The sequence below is a fragment of the Candidatus Dormiibacterota bacterium genome, assembly GCA_036495095.1.
Taxonomy (GTDB): Bacteria; Chloroflexota; Dormibacteria; order Aeolococcales; family Aeolococcaceae; genus CF-96.
This window is the reverse complement of sequence record DASXNK010000195.1, coordinates 1-13,504: the sequence shown is the minus strand read 5'-3', so window position 1 is coordinate 13,504 and position 13,504 is coordinate 1. Positions and strand designations below refer to the sequence as shown.

At 72.9% G+C, this 13,504-nt stretch carries 13 protein-coding genes; 9 read left to right on the top strand and 4 right to left on the bottom strand.

Annotation, left to right across the window (positions count from 1 at the left end):
* Nucleotides 1-399 (top strand): dienelactone hydrolase family protein (locus VGL20_19700; protein HEY2705912.1); only part of this gene is annotated, 399 nt, incomplete at its 5' end.
* A 63-nt stretch (nt 400-462) separates the two neighbouring features.
* Here VGL20_19700 and VGL20_19695 read toward each other — a convergent pair.
* Nucleotides 463-2,031, bottom strand: coding sequence for an alkaline phosphatase family protein (locus VGL20_19695; GenBank protein ID HEY2705911.1), 1,569 nt, complete (start codon nt 2,029-2,031; stop codon nt 463-465).
* 352 nt (nt 2,032-2,383) lie between these two features.
* On the opposite strand from VGL20_19695, the gene VGL20_19690 reads away from it, so the two are divergent.
* The 3 genes from VGL20_19690 to VGL20_19680 all read left to right on the top strand — a co-directional run bounded on the left by VGL20_19690 (nt 2,384) and on the right by VGL20_19680 (nt 3,941).
* Complete coding sequence (locus tag VGL20_19690; protein ID HEY2705910.1) at nt 2,384-2,848, top strand: hypothetical protein; 465 nt, start codon at nt 2,384-2,386, stop codon at nt 2,846-2,848.
* A 167-nt stretch (nt 2,849-3,015) separates the two neighbouring features.
* Entirely contained in the window at nt 3,016-3,462 is a 447-nt protein-coding gene (locus VGL20_19685; GenBank protein HEY2705909.1) for a twin-arginine translocation signal domain-containing protein, read from the top strand.
* Complete coding sequence (locus VGL20_19680) at nt 3,459-3,941, top strand: GNAT family N-acetyltransferase (protein ID HEY2705908.1); 483 nt, start codon at nt 3,459-3,461, stop codon at nt 3,939-3,941. Before VGL20_19685 ends, VGL20_19680 begins: the two co-directional genes overlap by 4 nt.
* Here VGL20_19680 and VGL20_19675 read toward each other — a convergent pair.
* Nucleotides 3,916-4,221 carry a hypothetical protein gene (locus tag VGL20_19675; GenBank protein HEY2705907.1) on the bottom strand — a complete coding sequence of 102 codons (306 nt, stop codon included), beginning with the start codon at nt 4,219-4,221 and terminating at the stop codon, nt 3,916-3,918. The genes VGL20_19680 and VGL20_19675 overlap by 26 nt on opposite strands.
* A 74-nt stretch (nt 4,222-4,295) precedes the next feature.
* On the opposite strand from VGL20_19675, the gene VGL20_19670 reads away from it, so the two are divergent.
* The 5 genes from VGL20_19670 (at nt 4,296) to VGL20_19650 (ending at nt 12,189) form a co-directional block, all read left to right on the top strand.
* On the top strand, nt 4,296-4,820 hold the full coding sequence (locus tag VGL20_19670; GenBank protein ID HEY2705906.1) for a tail fiber protein: 525 nt from the start codon (nt 4,296-4,298) through the stop codon (nt 4,818-4,820).
* 36 nt (nt 4,821-4,856) lie between these two features.
* Entirely contained in the window at nt 4,857-5,357 is a 501-nt protein-coding gene (locus tag VGL20_19665) for a tail fiber protein (protein HEY2705905.1), read from the top strand.
* 30 nt (nt 5,358-5,387) lie between these two features.
* Complete coding sequence (locus VGL20_19660) at nt 5,388-5,921, top strand: tail fiber protein (protein HEY2705904.1); 534 nt, start codon at nt 5,388-5,390, stop codon at nt 5,919-5,921.
* On the top strand, nt 5,921-11,248 hold the full coding sequence (locus tag VGL20_19655) for a putative Ig domain-containing protein (GenBank protein ID HEY2705903.1): 5,328 nt from the start codon (nt 5,921-5,923) through the stop codon (nt 11,246-11,248). The genes VGL20_19660 and VGL20_19655 overlap by 1 nt, the downstream gene beginning before the upstream one ends.
* 98 nt (nt 11,249-11,346) lie before the next feature.
* Complete coding sequence (locus VGL20_19650) at nt 11,347-12,189, top strand: tetratricopeptide repeat protein (protein HEY2705902.1); 843 nt, start codon at nt 11,347-11,349, stop codon at nt 12,187-12,189.
* Nucleotides 12,190-12,192: 3 nt separating this feature from the next.
* Here the strand turns inward: VGL20_19650 and VGL20_19645 are convergent, their stop codons facing one another.
* The gene (locus VGL20_19645) at nt 12,193-13,059 is read right to left on the bottom strand and encodes a transglutaminase family protein (protein HEY2705901.1); all 867 of its coding nucleotides are present in this window, start codon (nt 13,057-13,059) and stop codon (nt 12,193-12,195) included.
* 110 nt (nt 13,060-13,169) lie between these two features.
* On the bottom strand, nt 13,170-13,504 hold a 335-nt coding region (locus tag VGL20_19640), incomplete at its 5' end, for an NAD-binding protein (GenBank protein ID HEY2705900.1).

Below are 13,504 nucleotides of genomic sequence, written 5' to 3'. Positions count from 1 at the left end.
CGGATCGGGGTCATCGGCTTCTGCCTGGGCGGGGGCTTCGCGCTCCTCCTGGCCCCGGGCCACGGGTTCCAGGCGTCGAGCGTGAACTACGGCATGGTGCCGAGGAGCGCCGAGAGCATCCTCGCCGGGGCCTGCCCGATCGTCGGGAGCTTCGGCCGGAGGGACCGGACGCTGCGCGGCGCGGCCGCTCGGCTCGAGGGTGCGCTCACCAGGCTCGGCGTCGATCACGACGTCGTCGAGTACGCCGACGCGGGCCACTCGTTTCTCAACGACCACGACGGCGTGCTCTTCCGCGTCGCCGGGACGCTGATGGGCGGCGGCCCCCACGAGCCGTCCGCCGCGGACGCGCGCCGGCGGATCGTCGCCTTCTTCGACCGCCACCTCGGCTCCGCGGGCTGACCGGGGCCGGGACGGACCCTCCCCGCCCGGCGCGGTGCCGGGCGGGGAGGGGTGGACAGGAGGTCAGTGCGTGGGAAGGGCGCGGGTGCGCTCGATCTGGACCGCCTGGAGGGCGTTCGCCGGCAGGCCGAGCAGCTGGAGGATGGTGGGGGCGATCTGGGTGGTCTCCACCGCGGTGGTGACCACGGCGTGCCTGACCGGGCCGCCGGAGACGATCAGGAGGACGTTGCGATCCTGCGGGTCGGCGCCGCCGTGCTCGGCGATCTTCGCCTTCTTGCCGGTGTAGACGGTGCCGTGCTGGACGATGCCGTAGAGGTCGGGCAGGCGGGAGTCGCCGCGGTTGACGTTGAAGTAGGCGGCGGCCTCCTCGCCGGCGAAGGCGTTCGCGAGCCCGGAGGCGGTGTACGGCTTGGGGTTCCCGTTGATGTCGTTGCCGGTGCCGCTGTGGTTGAGGAGGAAGTTCTTCGCGAACATCGCCGCGGTGTTGGAGTGGTCGCTGAACCAGAGCACCATGGCGTCGTCGTTGACGCTCATCACCACCAGGTCGCTGGCGTGCCCGGCCTGCTTCCAGGCCAGGTTCAGAGCGGCCAGGATCGGGGCGTCGGGGATGCGGGTGAGCGCCGAGGGCTCCTGTGGTGACTGGCCGTGCTTGGCCGAGAGCACGATGGTGGTGCTCCTGTCGAGGTGCTGCTTCTGCAGCGCGGAGGTCATCGCTCCGAGCTTGGCGTCGATGTAGTCGAGCGCGCGCATCAGCACCGGGCCGGGGGTGACGCCGTCGGCGAGGTAGCCGCCGGGCTGCCCCTGCGACATCGGCAGCTTCTGCGCGGTCGAGACCGTCTGGAAGTTCATGCCGAACAGGGCTGGGGTGCCCGTCACGGTGGTGCCGCTGTGATCGAGGCCGTTGATCTCGTTGATCACCGCCTGGACCTTGTAGCTGTCGTACTGCTGGGTGAGCAGGTTGTCGGACGTCCAGTCGCCGGGCGAGCCGGGGGTGGGGGCGTCGCTGTTGATCTCGGGGGTGAAGAGGTCCTGCACGCCGGTGCCCGAGGGACCGTTGATGAGATCGTATGCGGCGTGCTTGTCGGACCACGCGGTGCGCATCCCGGCGTTGTGCACCACCTCGAAGATGGTGTTCACCCTCAGGTACTGGTGGGGGAACACCGGCAGGCAGGTGATCGGATCGACCGGCAGCTGGCTGGTGTCGATCACCGTGCGCGGGTTGCCGGTCATGTTGAGGATGCTGCCGGGCAGTCCGGGCAGCCCCTGGCCCGCGTCGAGCGCGTGCGGGTTCTTGTCGAGCTGCTCGAAGTAGGTGACCTCGACCCCGGGCATGGCGTGCGCGCAGTCGGTGGTGCCCGCGGGCAGCAGGACGTTGTTCCAGCTGTCGTCGTACCAGATTCCGGTCGACGAGGGATTTCCGCCGGTCACCTGCGCGGTGAGGCCGGGGAACGAGTCCGAGGGCACCGGGGTCTCCGCGCGGGTGTACTCGGCGCCCTGCCTCACCAGCCTGGCGAGATTCGACGTGGGATGCGCCCTGATGTAGAAGGCGAGGTCGGTCTGGTGCATGCCGTCGACGGAGAGGAGCAGCACGTGCTGGGCGGCGGACTGATGCCTGGCAGCCGCCGGACCCATGGCACCGAGCGGGATGGCGACGGCCCCGATGGCGCCGGCCACCCCGAGGGCGCGAAAGAGACGAGACACGGTGTTTCTCCTGTTCGCGTTGCGGCGCGTGTCACAGGCGCCAGTGCCGAAACGTGGCCTCCGTGCAGGTCTTGCGGACCGCACTGAGAATGACGGACTGCGGGCAAGCACTGCGCAAGAACTGGTGAAGGACTGCTTAACGGGGGACCCTCGACAGGCGCGTCGACGGTCGTCCTCTCGACAGCACGAGCATCGACTGTGTCGAGCGCGTCAAACACAGCAGGGTCCCGCGGCGGGCCTCCCCGGCTGTGTGCAGGCACCCGATCGCGGCTAGCATGCCCGCATGACCGATCTCCCGCTCCCCGATCCCGGCCGCGCCCTGGTGGTCGTGATCGAGGACATCCCCCCACTGGAGGAGGCGGTGCACCATCCCCGGCAGGGCGACTGCACCGTCATCCTCGCGCCGGTGGAGTACGAGCACGCGGTGCGCTGGCTCCGTCTCGGCGTGCTCCGCGCCACCCGGGGCCGGGCCGACGCCGAGGTGGTCAGCCACGAGCGGCCGCGGACCGCCGTCCTCGTCCCCCGCGACGCCGTGGCCGCGCTCGTGTCCGCGGTGCGGGCGGCCCTCGCCGAGTTCCGCCGCAGGGTCGCGGACATGCCCCTCGACGACCTGGTCGCCGACCACCGGGTCGAGGCCACCCGCTTCATCGAGGAGACCGGCGCCGCGGTGGGGCTGCACCCGGCGGCGGCGCTGCGCCACGCCGGCCTCCGGCTGAGCGTCGACGGGGTCTGGGTCGAGGTGGCCTGAGGCCCCGCCGGTCACGGTCCGGTCGCGGCTGTCAAGGCATGACTCCGTGATGCGATGGCGCTGTCACGGACCGGGACGGTTTCGCTGACCCGGCCGTTGCCGGGCGGGGCGCTCGCTCAGACTGCGGCGGTTTGGATTGGCCGGTCGCACGCCTGCGAGGAGCCCCCGTGAACTTCAGCCGACGCGACATCCTCAAGGGCGCGGCCGCGACCCTGCTGACGGGTGCGACCTCGCTCGCCATCTCCCCGGCGCCGGCGCGCGCCGTCGGCGGCGGCGCGACACCTCCCGCGACCGGGGTCGACGAGCTGTCCCAGCAGGCGTTCGCGGCGGCGGTGGGCACCGACTTCCACGTCCACGTCGGGGCCATGCAGACCGCCACGCTGCGCCTGGCCAGCGTCGCCGACCTGGTCACGCCGCCGGGATCGCCGGCGCCGGCGCCGGGCAAGGAGGGGTTCTCGCTGCTCTTCACCGGGACCCCGAAGCACGGGTTCCCGCAGGGCACCTACACCCTCGACAGCGCCCGCCTCGGCAGCTTCCCGCTGTTCCTGGTGGCGGTCGGCGCCGCCGGGTCGACGACCAGCTACGAAGCGGTGGTCAACCGACTGTGGCCGTGATCCTCCGGCCGGTCGGAGCCGCCGATGCCGACCACCTGTACCGGGTCTTCGCGAGCACCCGCGCGGCGGAGCTGTGCCTGACCGGGCTGCCCACCGCACAGCTCGACGCGCTGCTGCGCCTGCAGTTCACCGCCCAGGACCGGCAGTACCGTGCCGCGCACCCCGACGCCCAGCACAGCGTGATCACCGTCGACGGCGAGGACGCGGGCCAGCTGTGGGTCGCCCGCGAGCGCGACGCCATCCACCTCCTCGACATCGCGCTGCTGCCCGAGCACCAGGGCGGCGGGGTGGGCTCCACGCTGGTTCGGAGGCTCCAGGAGGAGGCGGCCACCAGCGCGCGGTGGCTGCGCCTGCACGTGGCCCGGACCAGCCCGGCGGTCGCCCTCTACCTGCGGCTGGGCTTCCGCTCCATGGGCGGCGACGGCGTGTACCGGGAGATGGCCTGGACGGCGGTCACGGCCGCAGAGGCAGCCGGTTGAACACCGCCTCGTACTGCATCCCCGCGGCATCGGCCGCGACCGGGACGATGAAGAGCGCGACGGCGCCGAGCTGCTCGTGCTCGAGCTCGACCACGCCCTGCCCCAGCGCGGCCCCGAGGGGTCCGCGGAACAGCAGCGCGAAGCTGCGCCCGCCGTCGCCCCCACCCACGTCGCTCACCCGGACGAGCTCGAGCTCGACCGGCGCCGAGGGTGCCGGCGTCACCCGGAAGGATGTGCCCACGTGGGGCTCGAAGGTGTCGCGCGTGCAGTCGTCGAGCATGGCGACGGATTGTGCCAGACCTCGACCGGACGCGCCGAGCGCGGCACCGGCGACCCTCATGGAGGTGTGAGCCCGTGTCCAATCCCTACATCGGTGAGATCAGGCTGTTCGGTGGCACCTTCGCCCCCCAGGGATGGGCGTTCTGTGAGGGGCAGCTGCTCGCGATCGCCGAGAACGACGCCCTCTTCACACTGATCGGCACCACCTACGGCGGCGACGGTCAGACGACCTTCGGGCTGCCCGACCTGCGCGGCCGCATCCCCGTGCACAGCGGCCAGGGGTCGGGGACGAGCAGTCGGGTTCTCGGTCAGAGCGCGGGTGCGGAGAACGTCACCCTCACGCTCACCCAGATCCCGGCGCACACCCACGCGCTCCAGGCCGGCTCCGGTGCGGCCTCGACCACCAATCCGTCGGGTGCCGTCTGGGCGGGCGGAACCGTCGCACAGTACAGCGCCTCGGCGCCCGACGCGACGATGCAGCAGGCGCCGACCCAGGCGATCCAGTCCACCGGCGGCACCCAGCCCCACGACAACCTGATGCCGTACGTGTGCGTCAGTTTCATCATCTCGCTGTTCGGCATCTTCCCGCCGCAGAACTGACGGTGACCACCTGCGCAACCCCCGAGGAGACCGGACATGGGTGAGCCATTCCTGGCCGAGATCAAGATGGTGAGCTTCGGCTACCCCCCCAAGGGCTGGGCCCTCTGCAACGGCCAGATCATGCCGATCAACCAGAACCAGGCACTGTTCTCGCTGCTCGGCACCACATACGGCGGCAACGGGATCACCACCTTCGCGCTGCCCAACCTGCAGGCGCGTGTTCCCATTCACGTCAGCTCCGCGCACGCCCTCGGCGAGACCGCGGGTGAGGAGTCGCACACCCTCGTCACCTCCGAGCTGCCCGCGCACACCCACACGGTGAGCGCCAGCTCCAACAGCGCCGACCGGCCGCTTCCCGGCGGCAACCTGCCCGCGGTCGGCACCCAGGCCGCGTATGCGAGTGGCGCCCCCAATGTTGCCATGGCCCCGGGCGCGGTCGGCACCACCGGCGGCGGCCAGGCGCACCAGAACATGCCGCCGTTCCTGGTCCTGAACTTCGTCATCGCCCTCCAGGGCATCTTCCCGTCGCGGAACTGACCCGAATGAGCCCGCAGCAAGGAGACCGCGTTGTCTGAGCCGTTCGTTGCGGAGATCCGCATCGTCCCCTTCACCTTCGCACCCACCGGGTGGGCGTTGTGCAACGGGCAGTTGATGCCGATCTCGCAGAACACCGCACTCTTCTCGCTGCTGGGCACCACCTACGGCGGCGACGGCAGGACCACCTTCGGACTTCCCAACCTGCAGGGCTCGGCGCCGATGCACCCTGGTCAGGGGCCCGGGCTCTCGGACCACGCGCTCGGCCAGGCCGGGGGGGAGGAGCACGTGACCCTGCTCTCCTCGCAGATGCCGGCGCACAGCCACGCGCTCAACGCGAAGGGTGCAGCCGGCGGCGCCAACAGCCCGTCCAACGCGGTCCCGGCTGAGGCCCACACCGGGAGGACGCCGATTCCCCTCTACTCGGCGACCGCGGGATCGGGCCCGTCCATGAACGCGCAGGCGCTGGCACCTGCCGGTGGCGGCCAGCCGCACAACAACATGCCCCCGTACCTGGTGCTCAACTTCATCATCGCCCTCCAGGGCGTCTTCCCGGCGCGCCCCTGATGCGATCGGGCGCAGCGCGGCACACCCCCCGCACCCGTCTCCTCCGCACCGTGGCCACCGCCCTCGGCGCGGCCGTCCTCCTCGCCACCCTCTCCGGCGGCCTGCGGGCGACCCCGGTCGCCGCGATCCCGATCCCCGTCAACGCCGTCACCGTCACCACCACCAACGACGTGGTCGACGGAACCACCACCAGCATCGCCGCGCTGATCGCCAGCCCGGGCCCGGACGGCAGGATCAGCCTGCGCGAGGCCATCCTGGCGGCGACCAACACCGTCGCGGCCTCCACCATCACCGTCCCGGGTGGCACCTTCGGGCTGACCCGGGGCGAGCTCCAGGTCGGCGCCTCGGGCAGCAACGTCACCATCAACGGCGCCGGCGCCGGCACCACGACCATCCAGCAGACCGACGGCGTCAACCGGGTCCTCAACCTCGACCCCGGTCAGGTGGGCAACGTCACCGTCGCGATCTCGGGCGTGACCATCACCGGCGGCCACGACACCGGCGACGGCTTCGGCGGCGCCGGGATCATCGGCGGCAACGCCAGCCCGGCCGACTCCCTGACCCTGAGCAGCTGCGCGGTGACCGGCAACACGGTCACCTCGACCGGCACCGCCTCACCCGGCGGTGGCATCTCCTGGGCGGGTGGCAACCTCACGATCAGCGGCTGCACGATCAGCAACAACGACTCCGGCACCAGCGCGGGCGGCGGGGTCAGCTTCACCACCCCGACCGCGGCATCCGGCAGCCTGTCGATCACCGGCTCGACGATCACCGGCAACACCGCGAGGAGCGCCGACCCCTCCAACCTGATCGGCGGCGGCGGCATCTACGTCCACGCGGTCGCGGGCTCGACGGTGAGCATCCGCAACGACACGCTCACCGGCAACAGCGTCACCGCCACCGGCGGCGCACCGGCCGGCGGCGGGGCCGTCTGGGCCCAGGGCGCGGCGACCATCGCCTTCAACCGGATCGTGGGCAACACCGCGGCGGGCGGCGGGGCCACCGGCGTCGAGTACGACAACAACACCGGCACCGCGGCGACCGCCGCCGCCACCGACAACTGGTGGGGCTGCAACGCCGGCCCCGGCAACGCCGGCTGCGACTCGGTGGCCAGCGGCGGCACCGGCACCTCGGGGACGGGCGGAGGCACCCTCGGCTTCACTCCGTGGCTCCAGCTCACCGCCGCCGCGGTGCCCGCGAAGGTCGTGCCGGCCCAGACCTCGACGGTCACCGGCAGCCTCACCCACGACTCGAACGGGGTCGACACCTCGGCCGCCGGCCACGTGCCCGACGGCACCACCATGAGCTTCGCCGGGACGCTCGGCGGGGTGTCGCCGTCCAGCCAGCCCACGTCGAGCGGGGTCGCGGTCACGGTGTTCACCGCCGGGGCGGTCGCCGGATCGGGCAGCACCGCCCTCACCGTGGACCACCAGACCGTCACCGCCGCCATCGGCGTGGGGACCGCGCCGCACATCACGAGCGCCAGCACCGCCACCTTCACCGCCACCACGTTCGGCACCTTCACGGTGACCGGCACCGGGTCGGCGACGATCGTCTACACCGAGACCGGCAGCCTGCCCTCCGGGGTCACGCTCTCCGCCGGTGGCGTGCTCTCGGGCACGCCCGCGTCGGGGACCCAGGGCGACTATCCGATCACCATCACCGCCGCCAACGGGTACGGCAGCAACGACACCCAGGGCTTCACGCTCACGGTGCAGCCGCTGACCCAGGCGCCGGCGATCACCAGCGCCGCCGCCACCACCCTCACCGAGGGCGTCGCCGGCTCGTTCACGGAGACCGCCACCGGCATCCCCTCGCCGGTTCTTGGCATGACCGGCAGCCTTCCCACCGGGGTCAGCTTCACCGCCGCCACCGGGGTGCTCGCCGGCACCCCCGCCGCCGGCACCCACGGCACCTACCCGCTCACCTTCACGGCGGCCAACGGGGTCGCGACCGACGCCAGCCAGAGCTTCATCCTCACCGTCGGGCTGCCGCCGCAGTTCACCAGCGCCGGCTCCGCCACGTTCACGGCGGGCACCCCGGGCACCTTCCCGGCGACCGCCACCGGCTTCCCTGCGCCGGCCTTCTCGGAGAGCGGCGCGCTGCCCGCCGGGGTCACCTTCGACACCGGCACCCACTCCTTCACCGGCACCCCCGGGGCGGCCAGCGGCGGCGTCTATCAGGTCACCCTCACCGCCGCCAACGGCATCGGCAGCGACGCCACCCAGGGCTTCACCCTGACCGTGAACCAGGCGCCGGCGATCACGTCGGCCGGCGCCGCCACCTTCACGGTGGGCACGCCGGGCTCCTTCCCGGTCACCGTCACCGGCTACCCGGCGCCGAGCCTGGTCGCCGGCGGGGACGTGCCCTCCGGGGTCTCGCTCTCCGGCGGCGCACTCACCGGCACACCCGCCGCGGGCACCGGTGGCGCCCATGCCATCACCCTCACCGCCTCGAACGGCGCCGGCACCGACGCCGTCCAGAGCTTCACCCTGACGGTGGACGAGGCGCCGTCGTTCAGCAGCGCAGCCCAGGCCACCTTCACGGTGGGCAGCCCCGGCTCGTTCACGCTCACCGGCGGCGGCTTCCCGGCGCCCGCTTTCTCGTCGACCGGCGCGCTGCCGGGAGGGGTGAGCCTCAGCGGCGGAGTGCTCTCCGGCACGCCGGACGCGGGCACGGGCGGCACCTGGCACCTCGCCCTCACCGCCACCAACGGCATCGGCATCGACGCCACCCAGGCCTTCACCCTCACCGTCGACGAGGGGCCGGCATTCACGTCGGCTGACCACGCCACCTTCACCGTAGGCGCGAACGGGAGCTTCTCGGTGTCGGCGTCGGGCACGCCGTCGCCGACCCTGAAGATGACCGGCACCCTCCCGCCCGGGGTCACCTTCGACGCCTCCACCGGGCTGCTGTCCGGGATTCCCCAGGCCCCCGGCGGCTCGACCAGCGTCGACGTCACCGCCCACAACGGGATCGGCAGCGACGCCGTGCAGCACTTCACCCTCACCGTGGACGAGGCCCCGGCGATCACCTCGGTCGCGTCCACCAGCTTCCTGGTCGGCGCGCCGGGCACCTTCACCGTCACCGCGGGCGGCTTCCCCGCCCCGAGCCTGAGCGAGAGCGGGGCACTGCCGTCCGGGGTCACCTTCAGCGGAGCGACCCTCTCGGGCACGCCCGATCCGGGCACGGCCGGTGACTACCCGCTCACCATCACCGCCCACAACAGCACCCAGCCCGACGCCACCCAGGCGTTCACCCTGCACGTCGACCAGGTGCTGGCCTTCAGCAGCGCCGGCAACGTCACCTTCACCACCGCCGCCAGCGGCTCGTTCCCCGTGACCGCGACCGGGTTCCCGGCTCCGGCGGTGAGCGAGAGCGGCGCTCTGCCCTCCGGGGTCACCTTCTCCGGCGGGGCGCTCCACGGCACCCCCGCAGCGGGGACCGGCGGGGTGTACCCGCTGACCTTCACCGCCAGCGACGGCGGGGTGGAGGCCGACGCGGTCCAGTCCTTCACGCTCACCGTCGACCAGGCGCCGGCGATCACCAGCGCGAACACGCTGGCGCTCACCACCGGCAGCCCCGCCGCCTTCACCGTGACCGCGACCGGCTACCCGGCGCCGTCGATCACCGAGAGCGGCACCCTGCCCTCGGGGGTCAGCGTCACCGGCGGCGTGTTCTCCGGAACCCCGGTCTCGGGCAGCGCCGGCTCCTACCCGATCACCCTCACGGCGGCCAACGGGGTGCTCCCCGACGCGGTCCAGAGCTTCACCCTCACGGTCACCAATCCGACCGCCACCACGATCACCTCCTCCGCGCTCCGCACCCTTCTCAACGGGCCGGTGACCTTCACCGCGACGGTCGCCGCCACCTTCGGCACGGGCACGCCCACCGGGACCGTGACCTTCAAGGACGGGGGCTCGACCCTCGGCACCGGCACCCTGGCCCTGGTGGGCGGGGTCGCCACCGCCACCTACACCACCAGCGGACTGAGCGCCGCCACCCACAGCATCACCGCCGGGTACGGCGGGGACGCCACCGACGCCGTCAGCGCCTCGACCGCGCTGAGCCAGGTGGTCACCACGGTCGCGAGCGTGATCCTCACCCCGCACAGCCACACCCTGCGTGCCAACGGCACCAGCCACACCTCTGCGGTGGTGGTGGTGACCGACGCCGGCGGCCAGCCGGTGGCGGGTGACACCGTCACCTTCACCAGCACCCCCGCCGGGGCCGTCACCTTCAACGCGGCCACGGCGATCACCGACTCGAGCGGTTCCGCCGCCACCACCATCACCTCGTCGACCACGGCGGGTTCGGTCACCCTGACCGCGACCGAGAGCATCGGCTCGGTCACCGGGACCGCCAAGGAGAAGCTGCTCGGCGTGAGGTTCGCGACCAGGGCGCTGGTCAGCGGCCACATCGCCGCCAACGGCGCCAGCACCGCGGTGGCAATGGTCACCGTGGTCGACGGCAGCGGCGCCCCGGTCTCCGGCGAGACCATCACCTTCCAGACCGAGGGCCACCCCGGCGACGCCGCGCTGGCGCATCCCACCGTCGACACCGACTCCGGCGGCGCCGCCGCCGACACCATCACCTCCTCGACCACCGCGGGCACCCAGGCGATCATCGTCAGCGATCAGAACGCCGACCCGGCCGACAACTTCTCGACCGTCCTCGCGCTCACCCAGACCCCCGCCGCCGGCTCGACCAACGCCAGCTGGCTGCACAACGCCTACGTCACGCTGATGGGGCGCGACGCCGACCCGGCCGCCTTCGCGTACTGGCTCGACCGTCTGAACCACGGCACCGCGCGCACCACGGTGGCGGAGGCGCTGGCCTCGAGCCCCGAGTACCGCACCGACGTGATCGGCGGCACCAGCACCGTGCCCGGCTTCTACCAGCAGTACCTCGCCCGTCCCACCGATCTCGGCGGGGTCGTGTTCTGGCTCGGCTACATGGCCGCCGGTCACAGCCTCGAGCAGGTGCGCACCGGCTTCCTCGGCTCCGCCGAGTACCCGCTGCACCACGGTCCCGACCCCGCGACCACCATCGACGCGCTCTACGAGGACATCCTCGGACGGCCCTCCGACCCCACCGGCAGGGCGTACTGGCTGGCCAACTACAACGCCGCGACCATCGCCATCCAGTTCATCCAGAGCCCGGAGGGGCGCGCCCACCTGGTCAGCGCCCTCTACGGCGCCATCCTCATCCGGCCCGCCGACAGCGTCGGGCTGGCGTACTGGACCCAGCAGCTGCTGAACGGCGCCACCGACGAGCACGTCATCGGCGGCCTGCTCGGCTCCGACGAGTACTTCCTCAGCCACTAGGACCCGCGTCCGGGGCGGCATCCCGCGCGCCGGGGTGCCGCCCCGATCAACCAGCCAGGCTGCGCACGGTCGCCGTCCCGGCGAGTACCGTGGGCTCCGTGACCACTCCCGCCGACCCGCGGACGGAGCCGATGGCGGTGCTCGACCGCGGCTTCGACCTCTGCGAGGAGGGGAGGATGGCGGAGGCGCTGGCGCTGTTCGACATCGTCGCCGCCTCCGGCCATCCCGACGCCGTCCCGCTCGCGGAGGGCTGCCGGGGCAACGTCCTCGAGGAGCTGCGCCGCAACGACGACGCCATCGCCGCCTACCAGCGGGCGATCGACTCCGGTCACCCCGACGCCGCTCCACGGGCCGGCTTCAACCTCGGGGTGCTGCTGGAGCGGCTGCACACCACCGTCCCCGACTGGCGCAGCATCACCACCGCCTACCAGGTCGCCATCGACTCCGGCCACCCCGAGTGGAAGCCGATGGCGCTGGTGAACCGCGCCGCGCTGCTCACCCGGGTGGGATGGCGGCACGACGCCTGCGACGCCTACCGGCTGGCGATCGCCACCGGCCATTCCGAGCAGGCGCCGATCGCGGCCACCAACCTCGGCATCCTGCTCGCCGAGATGGGCCTCATCGACGAGGCCGTCGACGCCTACCGCGAGTCGATCGCGCTCGACCACCCCGACCAGTCCCCCAAGGCGATGTTCAACCTCGCCGCGACCCTGGAGGCGGACGGCCGGTACGAGGAGAGCGCGGCCGCCTACCAGGAGGCGATCGACACCGGCCACCTCGACATCGCCCCGGTGGCGGTGATCGCCCTCGGCCTGGTCCGCGAGCGGGCCGCCGAGGCACCCGAGGTCGCCCCCCGGCACCTGCGCAGGCTGCGCGGCGACGTGCTCGCGCTGATGCCCGAGGACGCCCGGGGCGGCGCCCCGGAGGGCACCCACAGCTAGCCGCTAGCCGGCGACCGCCTCCTCGCCCTCCATCAGCGTCACCCGCTGGCGGGAGGTCAGCGCCCCGGAGGGCCCGGTGCGGAAGGTACCCGAGGTCGGGGCCACGTCGGCGTAGTCGCGGCCGACCGCGACGGTGAGGTGCCGCAGCCCCGCCCGCACCCCGTGGGTGGGGTCGAACGCGTGGGCCACGGCCGCGTCGCCCTCGGCCAGCAGCACCTCGACCCACGCGTGGGTGGCGCCCTCGCCGAGCAGGTGCCCGGAGACGTAGCGGGCCGGCAGGCCGCAGAGGCGGCAGATCGCGAGCATGACGTGGGCGTAGTCCTGGCAGACCCCACCGCCGAGCGCGAGGGCCTCGGCGGCGGTGGTGGAGACGCCGGTGACGCCGCGGGTGTAGCGCATGCTCCGGTGCACCCAGCCGTTGAGCTCCTCGGCCAGGCCCAGCCCGGTGTGGCCGGACCCGAGGTGGGCCCGAGCCGCCGCGCTCAGCCCCGCGTCGGGGGCGGTGAGCGCCGTGGGCCGGTGCAGCAGGGGGTCGTCGAGAGCGGTCGCGGGCAGCCGGGGCGGCTCCGGCACCGCCGAGCGGCGCAGCAGCACCCACGCCTCGAAGGTGAGGCTGCGACGCACCCGGGGCACCCTCATCTCGATGACCGGGTTGCCGAAGACGTCCTCGCCGTGGGTGACCATGGCAGCGGGCCCGCCGTGCACGTCGAGCCGGTGGAGGATGCGCCGCTGGTCGCCGTGCACCTCCGGGGGGATCACCACCAGCCGGTGCTCGAGGTCGGCGATCGGGGAGGGGTAGTCGTAGCGCAGCGTCTGGTGGATCAGGTACATGGCGCGCCGCCCCTCCCCGGCGGCGCCGATCCCTTCCATGCACCCACAACGCAGAACCGCGCCGATCCTGTCGCCCCCGCCGGTCGGGGGCTGCGTGGAGACCATCTCGACGAGGCCGGCGGCCACCGCCGCGGATCAACCCTCGCCGGTCACCGCCGGGGGGCCGGCACCTCCGTGACCCGGCGGGCCCGCACCGCCTCGACCACCGCGGTGATGTCCCGGTCGCCGAGCCCGGCGGCGATGGCCTGGTCGAAGAGGGCCTCGACGCTGGCGGCGACGGCGAGGTCGAGCCCTCCGCTCCGGGCGAGGTCGCGTGCCAGGCGCACGTCCTTGTGCCCCAGCCGCGCCGAGAACCACCCCTCGTGGTCGCCGTGGATCACGTCGTCGAGCCGGTTGTGGAGCGCCGGCGCGACCAGCGGGGTGCGTCCCAGCTCGGCGATGAGGCGGTCGTCGACCCTGTTCGCCTGGGCGGTGGCGACCGCCT

Bases quoted from the DNA above. Each gene is read 5' to 3' on its own strand.
- VGL20_19690 (HEY2705910.1), top strand. From the start codon at position 2,384: ATGACCGATCTCCCGCTCCCCGATCCCGGCCGCGCCCTGGTGGTCGTG.
- VGL20_19695 (HEY2705911.1), bottom strand. From the start codon at position 2,031: ATGGGTCCGGCGGCTGCCAGGCATCAGTCCGCCGCCCAGCACGTGCTG.
- VGL20_19645 (HEY2705901.1), bottom strand. From the start codon at position 13,059: ATGGAAGGGATCGGCGCCGCCGGGGAGGGGCGGCGCGCCATGTACCTG.
- VGL20_19675 (HEY2705907.1), bottom strand. From the start codon at position 4,221: ATGCTCGACGACTGCACGCGCGACACCTTCGAGCCCCACGTGGGCACA.
- VGL20_19655 (HEY2705903.1), top strand. From the start codon at position 5,921: ATGCGATCGGGCGCAGCGCGGCACACCCCCCGCACCCGTCTCCTCCGC.
- VGL20_19665 (HEY2705905.1), top strand. From the start codon at position 4,857: ATGGGTGAGCCATTCCTGGCCGAGATCAAGATGGTGAGCTTCGGCTAC.